This window comes from Rhodococcus sp. YL-1 (assembly GCF_001942025.1).
In the GTDB taxonomy this organism is placed as follows: domain Bacteria; phylum Actinomycetota; class Actinomycetes; order Mycobacteriales; family Mycobacteriaceae; genus Rhodococcus_F; species Rhodococcus_F qingshengii.
This window is the reverse complement of record NZ_CP017299.1, coordinates 5233021-5255943: the sequence shown is the minus strand read 5'-3', so window position 1 is coordinate 5255943 and position 22923 is coordinate 5233021. Positions and strand designations below refer to the sequence as shown.

Genomic DNA, 22923 nt, shown 5'->3' with positions numbered 1-22923 from the left:
GGTGCTTGCTCAATCCAGTATTTACTCAAGACAACGTGATGTCGGCAATCAGGCCGTGGTGATCGGATCCCTCGATCTCGATCCGTTCCAAGGATGTCGCCACGGCGCCTTTCGTGATGATGTGGTCGATACCGACCACCGCCGGATACCGCTTGTCGGTCGGATAGGTCGGGATCAGGCCGGAACCCAATTGGTCGGCGGCGCTGGTGTATCCGTTCGTGAGAAGATTCCGGAACTGTTTGTTCGAGTACGACGCGTTGAAGTCGCCGCTCACTATCACGTTGTCCCGTCCGGCGACTTTGTCCATGTAAGACCCAAGCCTTCGCTGCTCGTCCGCCCACACCGAAGGCGGTGAGATGTACGCCGGTGCCGGATGCACGGCGAACAATGTGACTGGCTGCGCCAAGCCGACATTCAGTTCTGCGGACAGCGTTTCGGGTGAGAATCCGTCGAGGCTACGCGGATTGGAGAGTGGAAAGCGACTGTAGATTCCTGCCCCGCCACCACCGTCGGTGTACGGGACGAGGAATTGGTGGCTCAGAACCTCGTCAAGCCCGGCGGCTTTGAGCGCGTCGGCTTCCTGGTACGTCAACTCCTGGACCGTCACCACGTCGACCTCGCGTTCGCGGACCATCGCCACAAGCGACTCCGGATCCGCTGCACCGACCATCAAGTTGGCCTGCATGATTCGAATCGATGGACCGTTCGCAGACGTCGACTCCCCAGTTCCGCCGATGTACAGCGGGCTCACAGACCATCCGAACAACCCAAGGACGAGGATCGAGGCGGCGCACACGATCCACTGACGCCCGATACCCGAGACGACGGCACCGATCAGCGGAGCAATCATCAACAAGGGCGCCACCGACGCCAGAACGATCACGATGTTGTGATCGACGTCCGACTGAGTTGCGATCAAGGCAACCAAACCAGTCACGATGCCGGCCACACCGGCCACGGCCGAAAGGCGGCGAAGAACCAGTCGACGAGGGGTCACGGCATCGGGTTGCATGACGTCCATGGAAGCAGAAGAGCGTCGTAGCTCCGGGAAACTGCAGGTGGAGTCGGTGCGCCCTATTGTTTGCGCCCTATTGTTGCGGATACGGAAGGTGGCTGCTGCTGTTCTCACTGACGGAGATCGAGCGGCCGAGTTGGGGGAAGGCGCGTTGAGAGCACGCTGGCCTGTCACAGACTTTGCACCCCGCGCCGATCGGCACGATGGTCACGGGGTCGTCCGTCTGAATTCCGTGTGAGTAGACCATGCGATCGGCGTAGCCGATGTCGCAACCGAGTCCGACGGCGAAGTTGCGCTCGGGTGCGAGGTACCCGAGTCCGCCGCTGTGGGTAGTGCGCGCCACCCAGAGGTATGTCCGGCCGTCGGGCATCTTCGCGACCTGAGTGAGGATGCGACCTGGGCTCGCGAATGCCTCGTGGATGACCCACAGCGGGCAGCTGCCTCCGACTCTGGAGAAGTGAAAGGCGGTAGCAGACTGACGCTTCGAGATGTTTCCGGCGCGATCGGTTCGGACGAAGAAGAAAGGGATGCCGCGTTGGCCGTGTCGTTGGAGAGTGGACAACCGGTGGCAGACTGTCTCGAAGCCGACCTCGAACTTGAGGCTGAGCAGGTCGATGTCGTACCGCAAGGCCTCAGCGGATTGCAGGAATTGGGTGTACGGGAGTAGCAGTGCGCCGGCAAAGTAGTGTGCGAGTCCGACGCGGGCCAGCGCTGCGGACTCGGCGCTCAATGATTCATCCTCGGCGACAAGGGAATCGATCACGTCGGCCTGCGTGAAGAAGGCCAACTGCATTGCGATCTGGAACGCGCGTTGTCCTGCCGACAGACGACGGGCGAGTGTGAGGACCGACTTGTTCGGATCGTAGTAACGCTTGGGGCCGAGCTTGTCGGGTTCGTCGGTACGGATCGTCACGGTGACGCCGTGCTGATCGCGAAGTAGTCGTGCCAGTTGCAAATCCACTGCGCCCACGGACAATCCGTTGTCCAGGAACATCTGCTCGGCAGCGTCGTCCAGAACGGCGATGTGATTCTTTCGGTCGTAGAAGAAGTCCCGAACTTCCTCGTAGGGCATCGGTACGAGTGACACATCGGACGCTGGTTCGCCGGACAACTGCGTCGAGAACTGGTCCAACTGCTCTGTCGCGGCGTGAAGGCGGCGGTGCAACATCACGAGGGTGCGTCCGACCGCCGGCATGCGGGCCACCAATTCGTCCACCTCGGCCAGAGATACGTCTCCAGATTCCGAAGTTTCGGCCAAGGCGTGATGAACGTCCGCAACCAGGCGTGCGTCGGAATCGGAGGCGAAGAATTGCACGTCGAGATCGAACTCGGCGTTGAGCTTGAGAAGGACGGGCACCGTCAGCGGTCGTTGATCGTTCTCCAGTTGATTGACATAGCTGGGGGAGAGTTCGAGTGCCTTCGCCAGTGCGGACTGTGACAGGTTTCGTTCCTCCCGCAGCCGTCGCAGCCGCGCTCCCGCGTACATCTTCTTCATCGAATCTCCTCGGTGCCGATCGCGTTCACCCTACCGAGAAGCTATTCGCAACATTCGCAACATTGCAGCATCGTCATTGCATAAATAGGCAATTGCGAGGGCCTATCCCGAGGTGAATGAGCTGCGTAGCGTGCAAATAGATACCGAAGAACGTGAGAAGAGGATCGATGAAGACGCATCTCGTACGCACCCACCGCTCTGCCGAAGAGTTCCCCAAGGAAGACCACCTCGCGTGGAAGATCGCGGAAGTTGCGACGGATCCCGTCGAGGTCACCGACGCCACGTCCGACATGATCGTCAACCGGATCATCGACAACGCGGCAGTTGCCGCAGCTTCCCTGGTGCGCCGTCCCGTGGTGAATGCGCGGGCGCAAGCACAGTCGCATCCGTATACGCCGGGCTCCACCGTGTTCGGTATCCCCGGTACGTTCTCTCCTGAATGGGCCGCCTGGGCCAACGGTGTCGCGGTTCGTGAACTCGATTTCCACGACACGTTCCTCGCCGCCGAGTACTCGCACCCCGGAGACAACATCCCGCCGATCCTCGCCGTCGCTCAGCACACCGGCCGTGACGGTCGAGACCTGATTCGTGGTCTGGCGACCGGCTACGAGATCCAGATCGACCTGGTTCGGGCTATCTGCCTGCACGAGCACAAGATCGACCACGTCGCACACCTCGGTCCCTCGGCTGCGGCAGGTATCGGAACTTTGCTGGGCCTGGGCACCGAGACGGTCTACCAGGCAATCGGCCAGGCGCTTCACCTCACGACGGCGACACGTCAGTCCCGCAAGGGCGAGATCTCCAGTTGGAAGGCGTACGCGCCTGCGCTGGCAGGCAAGGTTGCCGTAGAGGCGGTCGACCGTGCGATGCGCGGTGAGGGCGCACCGTCACCGATCTGGGAAGGCGAAGACGGCGTCATCGCCTGGCTACTCGGTGGCCCGGACAAGGAGTACCACGTTCCGCTGCCCGGTTCGGGTGAGGCGAAGCGCGCCATCCTCGACTCGTACACCAAAGAACACTCCGCGGAGTACCAGAGCCAGGCGCCGATCGACCTCGCTCGCCGAATGCGTTCTCGTGTCGGTGATCTCGATCAGATCGCGTCGATCGTCCTGCATACCAGTCACCACACCCACGTCGTCATCGGCACCGGTTCCGGCGATCCGCAGAAGTTCGACCCGACCGCCTCGCGTGAAACCCTCGACCACTCGGTGATGTATATCTTTGCCGTTGCGCTACAGGACGGTACGTGGCACCACGAACGTTCCTACGCGTCCGAGCGTGCACAGCGCGCGGACACGATCGAGCTGTGGAACAAGATCTCCACGCGCGAAGATCCCGAATGGACACGCCGTTACCACTCGACGGATCCGGACGAGAAGGCTTTCGGTGCTCGCGCCGAGATCACCTTGAAGAGCGGCGAAGTCATCGTCGACGAGCTTGCGGTGGCCGATGCGCACCCGCTCGGCGCACGTCCGTTCGCTCGCGATCAGTACGTCGCGAAATTCCGCACCCTCGCCGAGGGCGTCATCGAGCCGAGCGAACAGGACCGCTTCCTCGATGCGGCTCAGCGCACCGCCGAATTGAAGGCAGGCGAACTCGATCAGCTGACCTTCACCGTTTCCGAAGACGTTCTCGCTCGGGCTCCCAAGGTCGCCAAGGGACTTTTCTGATGTCGGGCCTCATCGCAGCAGCGACGTCTGCAGCCGACAAGCGGATTGCCTTCCGGGCGGGGCTGACGTCCGGAAAGATTCAGCGCTTGCCAGGTGCCATCAATCCGCTGACAGCCAAGCTCATTGAGGAAATCGGATTCGAAGGTGTCTACGTTTCAGGTGGTGCGTACTCCGCCGGATTGGCGCTTCCCGACATCGGACTGACCACCTTGACCGAGGTCGTCGGCCACAGCAAGCAGATCGCGCGCGTCACGGACCTCCCGACGCTCGTCGACGCCGACACCGGATTCGGTGAACCCATGAGCGCGGCCCGCACGGTCACGATCTTCGAGGACGACGGCATAGCCGGTCTGCATCTCGAGGACCAGATCAACCCGAAGCGCTGCGGGCACCTCGACGGCAAAGCGATTGTGCCCACCGAAGACATGGTTCGCCGTGTTCGTGCTGCAGTGTCGGCGCGCCGTGATCCGAACTTCGTCATCTGCGCGCGCACCGATGCTGCCGGAATCGACGGTATCGACGCGGCGATCGAGCGAGCAAAGGCCTACGCGGATGCCGGTGCTGATTTGATCTTCACCGAAGCTCTTGCCACCGAAGCAGACTTCGAGAAGTTCCGCGCAGCAGTCGACACTCCGCTCCTCGCCAACATGACCGAGTTCGGGAAGTCGAACCTCATTTCGGCGAAGACATTGGAAGAGATCGGTTTCAACGCCGTCATCTACCCCGTGACCACCCTTCGGCTGGCGATGTTCGCTATCGAAAAGGGTCTGCGCGAGATTTTCGCGGAGGGCACGCAAGAAGGACTGCTCGGCGAAATGCAGCATCGCAGCAGGTTGTACGAGATTCTCGAGTACGAGCGCTACAACGAATTCGACAGTGGCATTTTCAATTTCAGCTTGGAGGGGAGTAGGACATGACCGAACAGATTCCGACGATCTACAAGGGCTTGGCCGGAGTTGTCGTCGATACGACGGCTATCTCCAAGGTAGTGCCCGAGACGAATTCGTTGACGTATCGCGGTTACGCAGTGCAGGACCTTGCCGCGAACTGCAGCTTCGAAGAAGTTGCGCACCTGCTCTGGTACGGCGAACTGCCGACTCCCGAGCAGCTCGAATTACTCTGCCTGCGTGAGCGTGCGGCCCGTCGTGCCGACCGCTCACTGCTCTCACTCCTGACCAAGATGCCGGACAACTGCCACCCCATGGATGTTGTCCGCACGGCGATCAGCTACCTCGGCGCCGAGGATCCGGCGGAGGACGACAACTCGGAGAAGGCCAATCTGGCCAAGGCGCTGCGGATGACGGCTGTGCTGCCGACCATCGTCGCAGCCGATTTCCGCCGCCGGCGCGGTCAGGATCCCATCGCGCCGCAGTCGGACCTGGGTTTCGCCGAAAACTTCTTGAACATGCGCTTCGGTGCTGTTCCGGAGTCGGCGATCGTGAAGGCCTTCGAGGTCTCGCTGATCCTGTACGCGGAGCACTCCTTCAACGCCTCGACGTTCGCCGCTCGTGTTGTGACGTCCACACTTTCGGACATCTACAGCGCAGTGACCGCTGCTATCGGCACGCTCAAGGGCCCGTTGCACGGCGGTGCAAACGAAGCTGTCATGCACGACATGCTCGAGATCGACGACCCCGACCGCGCCGAAGCCTGGATGTCGGAGAAGTTGGCTGCCAAGGAGAAGGTCATGGGCTTCGGGCACCGCGTCTACAAGAACGGTGATTCGCGTGTTCCGACCATGAAGCAGGCCCTCCTCGACGTCGCGGCAGCGACCGACGGCGAGAAGTGGGTGCAGATGTACGAGATCCTCGAGAAGACCATGGTCAGTGCCACCGGAATCAAGCCGAATCTCGATTTCCCCACGGGCCCTGCATATTTTCTCATGGGCTTCGACGTCGAGATGTTCACGCCGATCTTCGTGATGAGCCGCATCACCGGATGGACGGCGCACATCATCGAGCAAGGGCAGTCGAATGCACTGATCCGGCCGCTGAGCCAGTATTCGGGCGTGCCACAGCGCACAGTCGTGGCATGACGGTGGCATGACGCCCCTTTGATACTGCGTCGGCGAGGTTCGGTTCTGGCATCACCGTCTCCTGGCCTCGTCGACGCTTCTCCGTTCGCACTATCTGCAACTTTGCATCGAGAATTCGCAAAGATATTCAAGTGCAATGTGTTTCGACTTTTCTCTACCGGAAGTAACGTGAGTGTCATGACTGAAACGCACGAAGAAATCTTGATCATCCGTCGTGGCGAGACCCTCGACGTCGTGTTCAACCGGCCGGAAAAGCGCAACGCATTGACCCCGCAGATGTACGACGCCATTGCCGGAGCCTGCCGGCGCGCCGACTCCGACCGCGAGATTCGGTTACTCACTCTCCGAGGTGCTGGGGGAGGGGCGTTCTCGGCGGGCTCCGACATTGGCCACTTTCAAACCTTCTCGAGCTTTCACGACGGGCTCGACTACGAAAGCCGGTTCGTCGGCGTACTGACCGAACTCGAGAAAGTGAGGGTTCCCACCCTCGCGGTCATCGACGGTGTGTGCGCGGGAGCAGGGCTGTTGCTGTCGGCAGCGTGCGATGTGCGGATCGCGACGCAGGGGTCACGCTTCTGCCTACCGATCGCGCGCACACTCGGAAACTCGTTGTCGATCCATTCCGTGGCGTTGCTGGCGGACAGGATCGGCAGTTCGCGTCTGATGTCGTTGATCGCTCGGGCTGGGGTGATGTCGAGTGGCGAGGCTCTGCGGAGCGGCTTCCTCAGCGACTGTGCAACAGAGTCCGAGTTCGCGCCCCTGACTGCCCAGGTATCTCGCGATCTACTTGCCGCCGCCCCGATGACCGTCTGGACTATTCGGGAGTCCCTGCGACGCATCAGAACCCGAGTGATTGCCGACAACGATGATCTGATGAGCATGATCTACAGCAGTGACGACTTCAAAGCCGGCGTCGACGGTTTCCTTCGCGGGGAACGACCGGTGTGGGCCGGCGTGTAGTTCGGCGGTAGAACCACAGGCTTGCGTTGGAGCGCGCTCTAACCCCTAGCGTTGCCGACCATGACAACAAAGACCTGGATCATCACTGGAGTTTCTCAGGGTTTCGGCCGTGAACTCGCACTGTCTGCACTTCGATCGGGGGACGCGGTAGTCGCTGCAGTTCGTCGTCCCGAGTCCGTTGCAGATATTGCGTCGGCGAATCCGGATCGGTTCTCGGCGGTGACGTTCGACGTCAGAGATACCGCAGCGGCTCCGGGCGTCGTCGAATATGCGCTCGAGCGTTTTGGTCGCATCGACGTGCTGGTCAACAATGCCGGTCGTGGGATGGTCGGCGCGGCGGAGATGGTGGACGATTCGACCTTGCGGGATCTCATGGAACTGCACCTGATCGGACCCGCCGCGTTGGTGCGCGCCGTCCTCCCGTCGATGCGAGTGCAGGGCAGCGGGACGATCGTGCAGATGAGCAGTCAAGGCGGCCGTATGTCGTTTCCCGGCGTCGGGGCGTACTCGGCGTCGAAGTTCGCTCTCGAGGGTTGGTCGGAGGCTCTCGCCGGTGAGGTCGCGCAGTTCGGCGTTCGGGTGATGATCGTCGAGCCCAGCCGATTCCGTACAGCATTCAACACGCCTGGCGTTCTGAGCTTCGCCGAATCATCATCGGAATACCGTGATTTGCTGGATCCCGTTCTGCGGGACATGGCGGCCGCAGACGGTGTTCAGGAGGGTGATCCGGAGAAAGCAGCAGAGATCATCACCTCGCTTGTGCACAGCGAGAATGTGCCACTTCGTCTGCCACTCGGAAAGGAAGCCGTGGAGCGTGTCTCCGCGTCGTATCGGAAGAATCTCGCCGAGGTATGCGTCTGGGCCGACCTGGCTCGCAGCGCCGATTTCGCGGATGCTGCCGGACCCGTCCGTCCGTTCTAGGCTGAGAAGATGGCTACCGAAGACTTGATGCGTAAGGCACTCGAGGCACTTGGGGAAGTGAACGGGCCCATGTCGATCGAGGTGATTCACCGACTCGTCGATGCAGGAGACGTTCAGGAGCCGATGTCGATCGCCGAAGTCTCGGACCTGCTGGATGTCTCGGCACATACGCTGCGCTACTACGAGAAGATCGGTCTGGTCGAGGTCGATCGTGACTCGAGCGGACATCGTGTGTACGGTCCGGAATCTGTTCGCAGGCTGGTGTTTCTGACCCGCATGCGTATTTCAGGTATGGCGATTCGCGACCTGCAGCACTACGTCGAACTGGTCGACGCCGGTGAAGGGACAATTCCGGAGAGGCTCGACTTGCTGCTCGAGCACCGGGACACCGTTCGTCGGCAGATCAAGGAGCTCACGTTGTCTTTGGCTGCGACGGAGTACAAGATTGCGACGTACGGCGGGCGGACCGGAGAGCAGGATATTTAGCCGAGTGAAACCGGAAGCAACCCTCGCGGGGTCTCTTGAGCGATCTGGTTCAGCGCAGACTCCAACGTCGGAAATTGATACTGGAAGCCGCTGTCCGCGAGCACCCCTGGTGAAACCCAGCGACTCTTCGTTACCAGTTCAGCCTCGGTGCGGATGATTCGTGCGCCGAACTCGAGCATCCAGCCCGGCGTCGGAAACCCATATTGTCGGCCAAGTTTCGCTCGTACCATCCGCATCATGTCGGTGTTGGTTACCGGATACGGGGATGCGATATTGACCGGGCCTGAGATCTCCGGATTCTCGTAGACGTGGATGATCGCGCGAATGACGTCGGCGATGTGAATCCAGCTGAACATCTGTCGGCCGTCGCCCATTCGTCCGCCGAAGCCCATTCGGGCGAGGTTGACGAACGGATTGATCGCCCCACCGCCGGCTCCGAGGACGATCGACATCCGAAGTGCCACTTTGCGAACAGGCGTTGGGGCTGAGAACAATTCGTGTTCCCACGCTCGCGCGACCGCTACGGAGAATCCCTTACCCAGCTCTCCGTTCTTCTCGTCCATCGGTCGATCTCGTGCGTCTCGGTAGATCGTGCCGGTACTGGCATTCGCCCAGAGTGAGGGTGGCTGCGGCGTGCGGGTCAGCGCACGACCCAACAGTGCAGTCGTTTCCACTCGGGAGGAGAAGATGTCGTCGGCATTGCGCTTGTTGTAGCGGCAGCTCACGGAGCGGCCGGCGAGGTTGACGAGCAGATCCGTGCCGCTGAGTACATCGGCGACGCCGTGCTCGTCGGACCACGTGGCATCGCTCGTTCCTCCCCGGCCGATCGTCCGAACGTCGACCCCGTTGGATTCGAGCGTTCGAAGAAGGTGTTGGCCTACGTAACCCGACGCACCACAGACAACAACGGCCTTCATGGTTTTGTGTTCCCCTCTGCAGAAACGACTTTTGTCATCAGGGCGGCGACATCGCCGACCAGACCTCGTGCCACTGGCAGCCGGGCGAGGGTGAGCGCTTTCGCGATGATCGGTACCAGGCCGTCGACGAGGGATCGGGTACGAGTTTGCCCCGGAGACGCGTCGGTGACCCAGTGCAGCGTCACGCCCAGATAGCTGAGCCACAAGAGCGTGGGGAGCTGGGTCTCCAATGACGCCGGCGTCTTCTGCTTCGACGCCGCCAGTGCTTCACGCATCAGATCGACGGCCATCGATCTCGCATCGGTCGACTCGGCCGAGAACGGGCTGGACTGTGATGTGGTGGGCAGGGCAACGTGCAGAAACGTGCTGCCGAAGCCGTGATAGGGCCCCATGACATCGAGTCCGGTGTGCAGAACAATCCTGAGATTTTCTGTCAGTGACCCACCTTCGCGAAGGAGTGGAAGCGCCCGCGCGCGGTGATCGCGTTGGATGACGAGATACAGCTCGTGAACCAGTTCGTCTTTACTGGCGAAGTAGTAGTAGGCGTTCCCGAGCGAGACCTCTGCCTCATTTGCGATCTTGCGCATGGTCGTCGCTGCGAAGCCCTCGTCGCCGAAGAGCCGCAATGCTGTTTCCACCAGCTTTTCCCTGGTCTCGATCCCGCGACTACTCATCGACACTCCTTCTTTGAACATGTTCAAGTGCAGCGTACGCCCCAAAGTTGAACACGTTCAAGACTTGATCTGTTGCGAGCGAGATAATAAGCGCGCATATTAAATCCATGATTGAGATTGTGAGCGGTTCGCCAGGTGGTCGGCGATGAACGCATGGTTGGGAGTTGTGTCCGCCGAACATGTGCGTCGCGCAGTGGATCTCGGTATCGCACAGATCGGGCACGGAAAGAGAGCCGGATTGGCACGGATGAAAGCAGGTGACGTGCTGGTCTACTATTCGCCGGTCGAGTCCATTGGTGATCGAGATCCGTTGCGCGAGTTCACAGCTCTCGGTGTGATCGAAGAGGGTGAGATCTGGCAGGCGGACGAGGGGTGCTTCAAGCCGTTTCGGCGTCGAGTGCGATACGAGCAGTTCACGCCCGTTGCACTCGGCGATGTGCGGAGTCGATTGGCGCTGACCTCGGCACCGAATTGGGGGTATCAACTCCGCCGTGGCTTGATTCCGTTGGATGACAACGACGTCGAGGTTCTGCGTTCGACGACGAGCTGACACACTGGCGCTGTGGCGAAGAAACTGGAAACCGACTTCGAGGACGCGGACGAGAGTCCCGGTCTGATGTTGTGGCGTGTCACCAATGCTTGGCAAGCCTCGATTCGCGCGGCGCTGCGACCTTTCGACCTGACCCACGTGCAGTTCGTTCTGCTCGCAGCACTGACCTGGCTGGATGCAGAGACGCCGATAACTCAACGCGGTCTTGCCGAGTACGCGCGCACCGACGCGATGATGACGTCACAGGTGATTCGGACCCTCGAATCCAAGGGGTTTGTCGAACGACGTCCACATCCGACCGATGCTCGTGCTCGCTCGCTTGCCGTCACGCCGGTGGGTGCGGCCTTGGCCGGCAGGGCGAACCGCGCGGTGGAATCTTCGGACCGGGAATTCTTCGCCGCTCTGGGGGATCGTCAGGCGGCCTTCGTCGCGATGCTCGGCGCGCTTGATCGACGGTAACAACCCTCAGTTTCGAGGAGGTTGCTCTGTAGTTCTCTGCAGCAGTGCGTATTTGGCGTCCAGCCCGTCCAGCAGGGATTCCAGTGCGAGTTCGAAGCTGGCGCCGTCGATCTCGGTGGCACGCTCACGCAACAGGTGTGCTCGTGTGAGGTGCGGGTAACGCTCGGCGTAGATAGCGGGATCGTCCACGAATCCGCCGGAGAACGTCGCTGTCGCAGCGCCCATGACCACGTACTTGACGGAAGCGCCGATCAGCGTTGCCGTGCGCTGCGGCCATCCGGCGCGCACCAGTCCACCATGGATGGCGTTCGCGCGATCGAGGGCGATGGGCCTGACGCTCGGACCGTAGGCCAGATAGGGAACGATGTTGGGATGCTTGCCCAGGGCAGCGTGGTAGGACCGCGCCCACGTACGCAGCGCGCCGCGCCAATCGTCGGAGTCGAAGCCGCTCACGTCGACGGACTCCATGATGACGTTCGCGACGTCGTCGAGTAACTCGTCCTTGTTGGCGTAATGGCTGTACAGCGACGGTGCCTGCACGCCGAGGACGGTGGCGAGTTTGCGCATCGAGAAGTCGGTCAAACCGTTCTCGTCGACCAGTTTCAGGGCGGTGTCCCTGATGATCGGCTTGCTCAGTAGTGGAACCCGCGGTCGCGCCATCGCACAGAAACCTTTCGTCTGAGTACTGGACAACCTTACACTGTGAGTTTATTATCCAATTAACCTAACAGTGTTCGGGAACGTGGAGGATCAGATGACACGGGTGTTCGAGAACAAGTCCGATCTCCTGGGGGCGGTCGGTGAAACGCTGGGCTCGAGCGAGTGGGTCGAGGTCACCCGCGAGATGGTCCATCAATTTGCCGACGCGACCGGTGACCATCAGTGGATTCATGTCGACGACGAAAGAGCCAGGCGCGAATCACCTTTCGGTGGACCAATTGCGCACGGGTATCTGACGCTCTCGCTCCTGCCGCTTCTGTCGAAGTCCGTGTATCGCATCGACGGCGCGAAAATGGTCATCAACTACGGGTCCGACAAGGTTCGATTCCCGAGTCCGGTGCCAGTCGGGGCCAAGGTTCGAAACACTGCAGTGCTCTCCGCAATCGAAGAATTGCCGAACGGTTCACTACAGAGTCAGATCACCAACACCGTCGAGATCGAAGGCGTGGACAAACCCGCCGTTGTTGCGCAGACCGTCGCACGAATCTTGTTCTGAAACCCTGCCAGAAGAAAGCAGACTCCATATGAATCTCGAATTGACCGGTGAGGAAGTTGCGTTCCGCGAGGAGATGCGAAAGTTCTTCACCACCGAATTCTCGCCCGAACTTCGTGCGCGTGCAGCGGGATTCGGAAAGCTGACGCGTGAAGACATCGTTGCGGGCCAGCAGATTCTGAACGCACACGGACTGGCGGTTCCGCACTGGCCGATCGAATGGGGTGGCAAGAACTGGACTCCGGTACAGCGCCACATCTATTCCGAGGAAATGCAGTTGGCGTCGGTACCCAACCCGTTGCCGTTCAACGTGAGCATGGTTGGGCCCGTCATCGCGGCCTTCGGCTCGCAGGAGCAGAAGGAGCAGTTTCTCCCGGCGACGGCTAACGCCGATATCTGGTGGTGCCAAGGTTTTTCGGAACCAGAAGCCGGTTCGGATCTCGCTTCACTCAAGACGGCCGCTGTCCGTGACGGCGCGGATTACATCGTCAACGGTCAGAAGACGTGGACTACTCTCGCTCAGCACGCCGAGTGGATCTTCTGTCTGGTTCGCACAGATGCCAGTGCCCAGAAGCGGCAGGCCGGAATTTCGTTCTTGCTCATCGATCTGGCAACTCCCGGCATCACGGTTCGCCCCATCAAACTGATCGACGGCAGCGTCGAGGTCAACGAGGTGTTCTTCGACAACGTCCGCGTCCCTGCGGAGAATCTTGTCGGCGAAGAGAACAAAGGCTGGGACTACGCCAAGTTCCTGCTCGGCAACGAACGCACGGGCGTCACGCGGGTCGGGTTCTCCAAAACTCTTGTCGCCACGGCAAAAGAGAAGGCGCGGGAAGTTCGCGTTGGAACCGGCACCCTCCTCGATGATCCGTTGTTCGCGGCTCGGTTGGCTGAGCTGGAAAACGATTTGCTTGCGCTGGATCTGACTCAACTGCGAGTTGTGGCGAGTTCGGCAGACGGCAAGCCGAACCCGGCGTCCTCGCTGCTCAAGCTCCGCGGCTCCGAATTGCAGCAGGCAGCAACGGAATTGCTGATGGATGTTGCGGGTCCGGACTCGTTGCCGGTGAACACGGTCGAGATCGACTCGCCGGAGTGGGCGCAGCAAGCGGCGCCGCGCTACCTGAACTACCGGAAGGTTTCCATCTACAGCGGATCAAGTGAGGTGCAGCGCTCCATCATTGCCTCCTCGATTCTCGGATTGTGAGCATCTGACATGAATTTCGAACTCGACGACGAGCAGACGATGCTTCGCGACACGACGCGTGAATTGCTCAACCGCAGCTACGACGCGGAGAAGCGTAACGCCACCTCGGCCACTGACGAGGGATGGAATGCCTCGGTGTGGAAGCAGTTCGCGGAGCTCGGGCTGCTCGGCCTGCCATTCGCGGAGGCCGACGGCGGGATGGGCGCTGGGCCGGTCGAGACCATGGTCGTGATGACCGAACTGGGCCGCGCGCTTGCACCCGAGCCGTATCTGGGTAGTGTTCTGATCCCCGGCGGTTTGATCGCGGCTGTCGGTTCGGCAGATCAGCGGGCGCGGCTCCTGCCGGCGCTCAGCGACGGGACCACTCTGTCGGCCTTCGCGCATACGGAACCCGGCACGCGCTGGCCGGTCGCCACTGTCACGACCAATGCATCGCAGGAGGGATCGGGGTGGACGATCACCGGCGTCAAGAACCCGGTTCTGCAGGGCGACAGCGCGCACGTCGTGATCGTCAGCGCCACACTTCCAGGCGGCGGCACCGGGCTCTTCCTGGTGGATGCGGAGGGCTCAGGTGTCACACGGAGCACGTACGCCACCCACGACGGCCGTCGCGGTGCGCAGTTCACGTTCACCGATGCCGCGGCCGAACAGCTTGGTGAGGGCGGCGATGTCACGGAGGCGATCGTCGAAGCAGAGGTTCGGGCGCAGGCAGCTCTGTGCGCCGAGGCGATCGGGATCATGACCGAAGCTCTGCGACTGACGACGGAATACCTGAAGCAGCGCAAGCAGTTCGGTGTTCCGCTCGCGAAGTTCCAGACGCTGACTCATCGTGCGGCCGACATGTACGTGGCGCTCGAACTGGCGAGCAGCATGAGTCTGTACGCCACCATGGCCATCGCCGACGGAGTGATCGATCCGACCATCGCGTCGCGAGCGAAGCTGTCTGTCGGTCGCGCCGCGCATCAGATCGGTCAGGAAGCAATTCAGATGCACGGTGGTATCGGAATGACAGCCGAGTATCCGGTCGGGCACTACGTCTCGCGGCTGGTGGCCATCGAACACACTTTGGGCGCATCTGACGATCACCTCAGGGTGCTGGCCGCCGGCGTCTCGAACTATTCGATGGTGAACGTCACCGAGTAGATCGGTGGTGAAGATAACGGGAGGTCACGCGCAGGTCGCGTGGCCTCCCTTGTCTGTGCGGGGGGCGACCCGCGGTATTCGAGGTCAAGTAAAATTCCTGTGATCAGTCCGAGAAGAGAAAGGGATCGAAGTGACCGCGCATACCGAGCAGCTCGAGTTCCAAGCAGAAACACGTCAGCTGCTGGATCTGATGGTTCATTCAATCTATACGAACAAGGACAGCTTCCTTCGTGAGTTGATCTCCAACGCTTCGGACGCGCTGGACAAGCTCCGCCTCGAGTCTTACCAGGACAAAGACCTCAACGTCGACGTCTCCGATCTGCATATCGAGATCGACATCGACAAGGCAGCACGCACCCTGACCATCCGCGACAACGGCATCGGCATGTCGCGTGACGAGGTCGTCGACCTGATCGGCACGCTCGCCAAGTCCGGCACCGCCGAGGTACGTCGTAAGCTCAAGGAAGCCAAGGATGCAGCGGCATCCGAAGAACTGATCGGTCAGTTCGGCATCGGCTTCTACTCCACGTTCATGGTCGCGGACAAGGTCACGCTGCTGACCCGCCGCGCCGGTGAAGATCACGCGACGCGCTGGGAATCGACCGGCGAAGGCACGTACACGCTCGAGCATGTGAACGAGGCACCGCAGGGTAGCTCCGTGACCCTGCACCTGATGCCCGAGGATTCCGAGAACGGCCTGCACGACTACACGTCGGAATGGAAGATCAAGGAACTGGTCAAGAAGTACTCCGACTTCATCGCGTGGCCGATCCGCATGGATGTCGCTCGTACGTCGACGCCGGCCGAGGGCGAGGAGCCCGAGGTCACCATCGAGACCGAGACGATCAACTCGATGAAGGCGCTGTGGACTCGCGCCAAGGACGAGGTGTCCGAGGACGAGTACAAGGAGTTCTACAAGCACGTCAGCCACGCCTGGGACGAGCCTCTCGAGGTCATCCCGATGAAGGCCGAAGGTACTTTCGAATACCAAGCGCTGCTGTTCATTCCGTCGACGGCGCCGTTCGATCTGTTCATGCGTGAGCGCAAGGCCGGGATCCACCTCTATGTCAAGCGCGTCTTCATCATGGACGACTGCGAAGAGTTGGTGCCCGATTACCTGCGCTTCGTCAAGGGCGTCGTCGACGCACAAGACCTCTCGCTCAATGTCTCTCGTGAAATTCTGCAGCAGGACCGGCAGATCGCTGCCATCCGTCGTCGTCTGACCAAGAAGGTCCTCTCGACCATCAAGGACATGAAGGCGAACGAGCCCGAGAAGTACTCGACCTTCTGGACCGAGTTCGGACGCGCGCTCAAGGAAGGCCTGATGGCCGATGCCGACAACCGCAAGACGCTGCTCGACATCTCGTCCTTCGCCTCGACCAACAGCGAAGAGGGCGTGACCACTCTCGCCGAGTACGTGGAGCGCATGAAGGACGGTCAGGAACAGATCTACTTCATGACCGGCGAATCTCGTCACCTCATCGAAAGCTCGCCGCACATGGAGGCTTTCAAGGCCAAGGGCCTCGAGGTTCTGGTACTTACCGATCCCGTGGACGAGATGTGGGTCGACGCAGTCTCGGACTTCGACGGCAAGACCTTCCAGTCGATCGCCAAGGGCGAGGTCGACCTCGACACCGAGGACGAGAAGAAGGCGGCCGAAGCCGAGCGCGAAGAGAAGGAAAAGGAATTCGGCGCGCTGCTGACGTGGCTGACCGAAACCCTGTCCGACGACATCAAGGAAACGCGTCTCTCGACGCGCCTGACCACGTCGGCTGCCTGCATCGTCGGCGACGCGTTCAGCATGTCTCCGACGCTCGAGAAGATGTACAAGGCTTCGGGTCAGCCTGTTCCACACAGCAAGCGCATTCTCGAGCTCAACCCGGAGCATCCGCTTGTCTCGGGTCTGCGGGAGGCGCAGGCCGCCAATGACAATGCAGAGAACCTGACGGAGACGGCTCAGTTGCTCTACGGCATGGCGTTGCTTGCCGAGGGCGGCGAGCTGAGCGATCCGGCGCACTTCACGCGCCTGCTGGCCGATCGTTTGGCCCGCACAGTCTGATCTCGTCTAGCTCGCTCGAACTCCCGGCACTCACCTTCATCGGTGGGTGCCGGGAGTTTTTTCTTGATCGTTTTCTAATGAGGACCGTTTCTGTCCGCAATAACTTCTAACGTAGTTCTCACAGGGCACGAACCCACGAGCGAAGGAAAACATCATGAACGCACCGATCACCACCGTCACCGGCGAGCGCGCGGATCTCCTCCAGAGCCTGCGTCGGCATCGTGAATTCCTTCTCTTCACCGTCAAGGACCTCACCGACGAGCAGGCCGCTTCGAGGCCGACCGTGAGTGAACTGTGCCTCGGCGGATTGATCAAGCATGTGGGTCAGGCGGAAAAGGGATGGGTCGACTTCATTCTGGAAGGGCCGGCCGGACTTGGTGGGGACTTCGACCCGACCCAGTGGTCGGAAGAGATGCAACAGGAACGGGCGAACGAATTCGCGATGGTCGAGGATGAAACCTTGGCAGGCATCGTTTCCGAGTACGAGGGGATCGCGGCCAGGACCGACGAGTTGGTGGCCTCGCTGGACAGCCTCGACATCTCGCATCCACTGCCGTCGGCGCCGTGGTTCGAAGCGGGAGCTCGCTGGTCAGCGCGGCGCGCATTGCTGCACATCATCGCCGAGACGGCCCAGCATGCGGGCCACGCGGACATGCTTCGCGAAGCCATCGACGGTTCCAAGACGATGGGTTGATGGATGGATTGATCCACCGGGATGTTTACACATCACACAAATATGTAACACTAGTGTCTATGAGCACCGAAAAGTCTGCCTTGCAACCGCCGATGCAGTGGGACGCCTGGGGCGATCCGGCCAAGAAGCGTGAACTGTCGGACGCAGTCACATCATTGTTGACCGGATTTCTCGGTGTCTCCGCACCGACTCGATCGCGTCTCGCCATCGAAGACGTCCAGGTGGCTCCGTCCGCTATGGCCCAGTCGCATGTCGAAGCGCTGTCCGGGCTGGTCGGGGCCGAGTACGTCAGTACCAAGGATTCCGATCGAATCCTTCGGGCCGGTGGCAAGAGCACCCCGGATCTGCTTCGCCGTCGTAGCGTCGAGCCGCAGGACGCACCGGACGCAGTCGTCACTCCAGGGACAGACGCAGAGGTCGAGCAGGTTCTCCGATACTGCTCTGCCAACCGGATCGCAGTGGTCCCGTTCGGTGGTGGCACCAGCGTCGTCGGCGGGCTCGATCCCATTCGTGACGGGTTCGACGCAGTTCTTTCTCTCGATCTGCGCAGGTTCGATCAGCTTGTCGGGTTGGACGAGGAATCGGGCATTGCGACGTTCGGCGGCGGAACTACCGGCCCACGGGCCGAGGAGCTTCTGCGTGAGCACGGTTTCTCGGTCGGGCACTTCCCGCAGAGCTTCCTGTTCGCCACTCTGGGCGGGTTTGCCGCCACCCGGTCTTCGGGGCAGGCGTCGGCTGGATACGGGCGCTTCGAGGACATGGTTCAGGGCCTCACCGTTGTCACCCCGAGTGGAGTGATCGAGACCGGGCGTGCGCCGGCATCCGCTGCAGGCCCCGATCTGGGTGAGCTCTTTGTCGGCTCCGAGGGCACCTTCGGCGTCATCACGCACGTGCGTGTGCGGGTTCACCGTCTGCCCGAGACCACCGTGCGCGAAGGGTGGAGCTTCCCCGACTTCGCCACCGGCGCAGCTGCATTGCGTGAGCTTGTCCAGGAAGGATCGGCTCCGACCGTGCTGCGGTTGTCCGACGAGGCCGAGAGTGGCGTGAATCTGGCGACCACCGACAAGATCGGCGAGAACGCCTTCACCGGTGGTTGCCTCGGCATCACCACCTACGAGGGCACCGCTTCGCACACCGCTGAACGGATGGCGGAGGCCCGCGCAATTCTCACCGCTCACGGCGGCACGTCGCTCGGTGAGGAGCCCGGAAACAGCTGGGAACACGGGCGATTCGATGCGCCGTATCTGCGTGACGCTCTGCTCGACGTCGGCGCACTGTGCGAAACCCTCGAGACGGCAACCACCTGGGGTAACCTCGCGAACCTGCGCTCCTCGGTCACCGAGGCGCTGACCAAGGCTCTCATCGAGCAGGGGACTCAGCCGCTCGTGATGTGCCACATTTCGCACACCTACAAGACCGGTGCTTCGCTGTACTTCACCGTCGTCAGCGCGCAGACCGAGGATCCGATCGCTCAGTGGCACAAGGCGAAAACTGCCGCTGGCGATGCGATCATCGCCGCCGGTGGCACGATCACCCATCACCACGCTGTCGGCGCCGATCACCGCCCATGGATGAAGGACGAGATCGGTGAATTGGGCGCGAACATCCTTCGCGCAGTGAAGAATGCAGTGGACCCTGCCGGCATCCTCAATCCTGGAAAGCTGATTCCGTGACCGAAACCCGCAGTCAGATCGAGAAGGTTACCGTCCTGATCAATCCGATGGCGGGACATGGTCACGCGCCTGCGGCAGGACGCAAAGGTGTTGCGCGACTGCGCGCTCGGGGAGTTGCCGTCACCGAGATCATCGGAACCGACGCCGACGACGCCAAGAAATTGGCCCGTCGTGCGATCGAGGAGGGTACCGACGCGCTGGTGGTGGTCGGCGGTGACGGTGCCATCAGCATCGGATTGCAGGCTGCCGCGTTGACCGATACTCCTATCGGGCTCATCCCGGCGGGCACCGGTAACGATCACGCCCGTGAGTTCGGCATTCCCACAGGCGATCCCGAGGCAGCCGCCGATGTGATCGCCGACGGCGTCGTGCAGCAGTCCGACCTGGCGAAGATCACGCTGGCCGACGGTTCCGTCGTCTGGTCGGGAACGATCATCGCGAGCGGATTCGATTCGCTGGTCAGTGAACGGGCCAATCGGATGTCGTGGCCCAAGGGGCCGATGCGCTACAACCTGGCGATGCTCGCCGAGTTGGCGAAGATGAAGCCGTTGCCGTACCGGATCGAACTCGACGACGAGGTCATCACGGTGGACGCGACGCTGGTCGCTGTTGGCAACGGGCGCTCGTACGGTGGCGGCATGCTCATCACGCCAGGAGCGTCGAAGTCGGACGGGTTGCTGGATCTGACCGTCGTCGGGCACGGTTCGAGGTTGCGTCTGGTGCGCCTGTTTCCGCGGGTGTACAAGGGAACTCACGTCTCGCTCGACGCGGTGCAGACGTACCGATCCAAGAAGGTCCGGTTGGTCTCCGAGGGCATCATCGCTTACGCGGACGGTGATCGGGTGGGACCGTTGCCCATCACGATCGAGGCAGTTCCCACGGCGCTCAACATCTTGACGCACACTCGGATCTGAGTCGGTTCTGCCGGGCACTAGGTAGCGGTGGTGTCAGACTTCTCGGATGAACGAATCGACGAAGTCGGCGCACCGCCGCACTGCGTGGACGTCGGAGAAATGGCAGCTAGCCACCGACATCCCGTTGACCGCTGCGGCCTGCCTTTTCTTGGTGGCGTACGCGTACCAAGTGCTGGCGCAACCGACGGGCCTTCCACATCGTCTGACCGAATGGACGATGTGGGCTGCGTGGGTCGTTTTTGCCGTCGACTACGCAGTTCGCCTGTGGTTGGCACCTGCCCGCGGTCGCTGGTTCGTCAGGCATCTCTTGGACTTGGCGATGGTGGTGTTGCCCATGCTGCGTCCGCTGCGCCTACTTCGGTTGGTCACACTGCTTGCGATAGTTCACCGCTCGAGCGGGCAAAGCTTGCGTGGACGGGTGGTTATTTACGCCACTGGTGCCACGGCCTTGCTGATCGGTGTCGCGGCGCTGGCCATGCTCGATGCCGAGCGTCACGCGCAGGGCGCTGCCATCACGTCGTACGGAACGGCATTGTGGTGGGCGATGGAGACGGTCACGACCGTCGGTTACGGAGACATGGCGCCCGTTACCACGACCGGGCGCATGATCGCCGGAGCATTGATGATCGGCGGAATTGCGTTGCTGGGCATCGTGACTGCCACACTCGCTTCCTGGTTGGTCGAGCGCGTGGCGGAACAGGACGAGGCATCCCAGGCCGCGACGCGTAAGCAGGTGGCGGACCTGTCCGAGGAAGTCCGAGCCTTGGCCACCCGCACGCACCGAGTCGATCTCGCGTCCGTCGATACCGATTCGCTGCGTCGCGAACTGGCGTCGAGGGGAGTCGTGGCGCAGCATGCACCTTCGGACAATTGACCCGCAGTACAGCAAACAATAGAACGATGGTCTGATAATCTTGCGTGATGGTGGCGACCCACGGATTTCAGCGCGCGCGCAGGCCTGAGCAGATCGAAGCGCGTCGGTGCGCGATTCTCGATGCGGCCCGCGCGATGCTCGGGTCCAGGCCCGTCGCCGACATCAGCCTGCGTGAGCTCAGTGAGAGCGTCGGACTGGCGAAGTCCAACGTGCTTCGCTACTTCGACAGTCGCGAGGCCATCTTTCTCGAAGTGCTCGACGAGAACTGGGTAGCGTGGCTGGACGGGTTGTCCGAGTCGTTGACTCCGACCAGTGACGACTCACCGTTTGCCGCTGAAATTCATGTGGCATCCGCGGTTGCGGAATCGCTTGTCGCACAGCGTTTACTGTGTGAGTTGATGAGCGTCATGGCAGGTGTCCTCGAAAGAAACATCTCCGTCGACTTCGCCCGTGACTTCAAGAAGCGGGCAACGGTCAACTCGGGAAGGTTTGCGTCGCTGATTCATTCGCAATTGCCTCACCTCTCGGAGGGCGACGCGGCTCAATTCGCCAAGGTAACCCTGGTGATTGTTGCAGGCTTGTGGCCGACTGCCGAGCCTGCCGAATCCATGGTCGTCGTACTGAACGAGATGCAGGCGCCCCCTGCTGCCGACATGTTCGCAACCGGCCTACGTGAAGGTCTGACCAATCAGCTCGTCGGGCTGTCGGCGCGAGCGGCAACCCGAACGAGCTGAGCCCGTTCAGGCGCTGTGCAGCGTCAGGACGGTGATCTCGCTCGGTGCGAACACGCGGAATGGTGGACCCCAGAACCCGGTTCCGCGGCTTGTGTACAACTGCGTGCGGTCGCCGTGACGGGTGAGCCCGTGCACCGACGGTTGATCGAGTTTGACCAGAAGGTTGAACGGCCAGATCTGTCCGCCGTGGGTATGACCGGCGAGCTGCAGATCCACTCCCGCGGAAGCGGACTGAGTTACCTGCTTCGGTTGATGGGCGAGCATCAGGATCGGCAAATCGGGGTCGGTGCCGGCAAGGGCCATATCGAAGTTCGCGCCGTGACCGTCGAGCTTCGATCCCAGAGCGGTGGCGTCGTCGACTCCGGCGATGACCAGGTTGTCGCCGCCCTTGGTGACGACGAGGTGCCGGTTGTGCAGGGCATCCCAGCCGATCGAGGTCATGTAGTCGAGCCACTCCTGAGCCTCGTGGAAGTACTCGTGATTCCCGGTGACGTAGACACGAGCGAGTCTGGCTTCCACCGACGCGAGTGGGGTGGCTTGGCCGAGGCGCTGCTCCACTGTTCCGTCGGCAATGTCGCCGACGTGGGCCACGATGTCGGCGTCGAGTTCGTTGACTGCCGCGATCACGCGCTCGGACCACTTCTCGCGATTGATCGGGCCGAAATGGGTGTCGGTAATTGCGACTACCCGAAGCTTGTCCATTCCCGCTCCGAGGCGAGGGATGGTGACGTCGACGTGCTTGATCCGTGGCAGTCTCATGGCTTCCCGATAGCCCCAGATCAGCAGAACGGCCGAGGTGATCAGTGCCGCAACGGCGACGATTCTCGATCGAAGCGGGTCATCCACGCCGCCGACGAGCAATCCGAGCCCCAGGACTTCACCGAGCAGGGTCCACACGAACACGACCCAGATGATTCCGAGGAGGGCGTCGCCGACCAGGCGAACTGGATCGCGGTCAGTGTGTCCGTGGCTGAGCATCATGGTGGCAGGCAGGGTGATCAGGAGGGCGGCAAATAGAACGGTGCCGAAAACTGCCACCGCTGTCGGCCAGTCCGGCCGGACGAACAAGCTCCACCACGGGTACACGAACAACAGAGCCAAGATCGACGCGACAATCGCGGATATGGCAACGATCCGCAACGGTCTGCGGTGCGGAACTCGAGCGACGTCGGTCGCCTGGGGTGTAGTCACCCCGTCCAGAGTAAAGGTCCACTGGTCTATTAACAAGGGGAC

General features: G+C 61.5%; 23 protein-coding genes. 17 read left to right on the top strand and 6 right to left on the bottom strand.

The window, feature by feature from the left end:
- Positions 1-25 precede the first annotated feature (25 nt).
- Positions 26-1021, bottom strand: coding sequence for an endonuclease/exonuclease/phosphatase family protein (locus tag BH682_RS24360; protein WP_064074311.1), 996 nt, complete (start codon positions 1019-1021; stop codon positions 26-28).
- A gap of 67 nt (positions 1022-1088) precedes the next feature.
- Complete coding sequence (locus BH682_RS24355) at positions 1089-2510, bottom strand: short-chain fatty acyl-CoA regulator family protein (protein WP_058037687.1); 1422 nt, start codon at positions 2508-2510, stop codon at positions 1089-1091.
- A 167-nt stretch (positions 2511-2677) separates the two neighbouring features.
- Between BH682_RS24355 and prpD the strand changes: the two genes are divergently transcribed.
- The 6 genes from prpD (at position 2678) to BH682_RS24325 (ending at position 8582) form a co-directional block, all read left to right on the top strand.
- Positions 2678-4180: a 2-methylcitrate dehydratase PrpD gene (gene prpD, locus BH682_RS24350; RefSeq protein WP_075834387.1), complete on the top strand. Its 1503-nt coding sequence runs from the start codon at positions 2678-2680 to the stop codon at positions 4178-4180.
- Positions 4180-5097, top strand: coding sequence for a methylisocitrate lyase (gene prpB / locus BH682_RS24345; RefSeq protein ID WP_054825247.1), 918 nt, complete (start codon positions 4180-4182; stop codon positions 5095-5097). The genes prpD and prpB overlap by 1 nt, the downstream gene beginning before the upstream one ends.
- Entirely contained in the window at positions 5094-6215 is a 1122-nt protein-coding gene (locus BH682_RS24340) for a bifunctional 2-methylcitrate synthase/citrate synthase (protein WP_075834385.1), read from the top strand. The genes prpB and BH682_RS24340 overlap by 4 nt, the downstream gene beginning before the upstream one ends.
- Before the next feature lie 177 nt (positions 6216-6392).
- On the top strand, positions 6393-7175 hold the full coding sequence (locus BH682_RS24335; protein WP_075834383.1) for an enoyl-CoA hydratase: 783 nt from the start codon (positions 6393-6395) through the stop codon (positions 7173-7175).
- A 60-nt stretch (positions 7176-7235) separates the two neighbouring features.
- Positions 7236-8096 carry an SDR family NAD(P)-dependent oxidoreductase gene (locus BH682_RS24330; RefSeq protein ID WP_042925046.1) on the top strand — a complete coding sequence of 287 codons (861 nt, stop codon included), beginning with the start codon at positions 7236-7238 and terminating at the stop codon, positions 8094-8096.
- A 9-nt stretch (positions 8097-8105) separates the two neighbouring features.
- Complete coding sequence (locus tag BH682_RS24325; protein WP_075834381.1) at positions 8106-8582, top strand: MerR family transcriptional regulator; 477 nt, start codon at positions 8106-8108, stop codon at positions 8580-8582.
- Here BH682_RS24325 and BH682_RS24320 read toward each other — a convergent pair.
- Together BH682_RS24320 and BH682_RS24315 are read right to left on the bottom strand one after the other, a co-directional pair.
- Positions 8579-9499: a TIGR01777 family oxidoreductase gene (locus BH682_RS24320; protein ID WP_075834380.1), complete on the bottom strand. Its 921-nt coding sequence runs from the start codon at positions 9497-9499 to the stop codon at positions 8579-8581. The two genes, BH682_RS24325 and BH682_RS24320, sit on opposite strands and share 4 nt — an antisense overlap.
- Positions 9496-10173 (bottom strand): TetR family transcriptional regulator, encoded by a 678-nt coding sequence (locus BH682_RS24315; protein WP_075835462.1) that lies wholly within the window; start codon positions 10171-10173, stop codon positions 9496-9498. The genes BH682_RS24320 and BH682_RS24315 overlap by 4 nt, the downstream gene beginning before the upstream one ends.
- Positions 10174-10318: 145 nt before the next feature.
- Here BH682_RS24315 and BH682_RS24310 point away from each other — a divergent pair, with 145 nt between their 5' ends.
- Positions 10319-10723: an EVE domain-containing protein gene (locus tag BH682_RS24310; protein ID WP_075834378.1), complete on the top strand. Its 405-nt coding sequence runs from the start codon at positions 10319-10321 to the stop codon at positions 10721-10723.
- Positions 10724-10735: 12 nt separating this feature from the next.
- Positions 10736-11182: a MarR family winged helix-turn-helix transcriptional regulator gene (locus BH682_RS24305; protein ID WP_003940281.1), complete on the top strand. Its 447-nt coding sequence runs from the start codon at positions 10736-10738 to the stop codon at positions 11180-11182.
- A 6-nt stretch (positions 11183-11188) separates the two neighbouring features.
- Here BH682_RS24305 and BH682_RS24300 read toward each other — a convergent pair whose 3' ends face one another.
- Positions 11189-11842 (bottom strand): TetR/AcrR family transcriptional regulator, encoded by a 654-nt coding sequence (locus BH682_RS24300; protein WP_003939740.1) that lies wholly within the window; start codon positions 11840-11842, stop codon positions 11189-11191.
- Positions 11843-11936: 94 nt separating this feature from the next.
- Here BH682_RS24300 and BH682_RS24295 point away from each other — a divergent pair, with 94 nt between their 5' ends.
- The 9 genes from BH682_RS24295 to BH682_RS24255 all read left to right on the top strand — a co-directional run bounded on the left by BH682_RS24295 (position 11937) and on the right by BH682_RS24255 (position 21690).
- On the top strand, positions 11937-12398 hold the full coding sequence (locus BH682_RS24295) for a MaoC family dehydratase (RefSeq protein WP_054781524.1): 462 nt from the start codon (positions 11937-11939) through the stop codon (positions 12396-12398).
- Between the two features lie 28 nt (positions 12399-12426).
- A complete protein-coding gene (locus BH682_RS24290) occupies positions 12427-13599 on the top strand; it encodes an acyl-CoA dehydrogenase family protein (RefSeq protein ID WP_075834376.1) in 1173 nt (390 codons plus the stop codon).
- Between the two features lie 9 nt (positions 13600-13608).
- Positions 13609-14742 (top strand): acyl-CoA dehydrogenase family protein, encoded by a 1134-nt coding sequence (locus BH682_RS24285; protein ID WP_075834374.1) that lies wholly within the window; start codon positions 13609-13611, stop codon positions 14740-14742.
- A 130-nt stretch (positions 14743-14872) separates the two neighbouring features.
- Entirely contained in the window at positions 14873-16801 is a 1929-nt protein-coding gene (gene htpG / locus BH682_RS24280) for a molecular chaperone HtpG (protein ID WP_003940518.1), read from the top strand.
- Positions 16802-16955: 154 nt separating this feature from the next.
- On the top strand, positions 16956-17495 hold the full coding sequence (locus BH682_RS24275; RefSeq protein WP_003940638.1) for a DinB family protein: 540 nt from the start codon (positions 16956-16958) through the stop codon (positions 17493-17495).
- A 92-nt stretch (positions 17496-17587) separates the two neighbouring features.
- Entirely contained in the window at positions 17588-19168 is a 1581-nt protein-coding gene (locus tag BH682_RS24270; RefSeq protein WP_075834372.1) for an FAD-binding oxidoreductase, read from the top strand.
- Complete coding sequence (locus tag BH682_RS24265) at positions 19165-20082, top strand: diacylglycerol kinase (protein WP_007731349.1); 918 nt, start codon at positions 19165-19167, stop codon at positions 20080-20082. The genes BH682_RS24270 and BH682_RS24265 overlap by 4 nt, the downstream gene beginning before the upstream one ends.
- A gap of 46 nt (positions 20083-20128) precedes the next feature.
- The gene (locus BH682_RS24260) at positions 20129-20956 is read left to right on the top strand and encodes a potassium channel family protein (protein WP_007731350.1); all 828 of its coding nucleotides are present in this window, start codon (positions 20129-20131) and stop codon (positions 20954-20956) included.
- A gap of 47 nt (positions 20957-21003) precedes the next feature.
- Entirely contained in the window at positions 21004-21690 is a 687-nt protein-coding gene (locus tag BH682_RS24255) for a TetR/AcrR family transcriptional regulator (RefSeq protein WP_075834370.1), read from the top strand.
- A gap of 6 nt (positions 21691-21696) precedes the next feature.
- Here BH682_RS24255 and BH682_RS24250 read toward each other — a convergent pair whose 3' ends face one another.
- Complete coding sequence (locus BH682_RS24250) at positions 21697-22881, bottom strand: metallophosphoesterase (protein ID WP_075834367.1); 1185 nt, start codon at positions 22879-22881, stop codon at positions 21697-21699.
- Between the last annotated feature and the right edge of the window lie 42 nt (positions 22882-22923).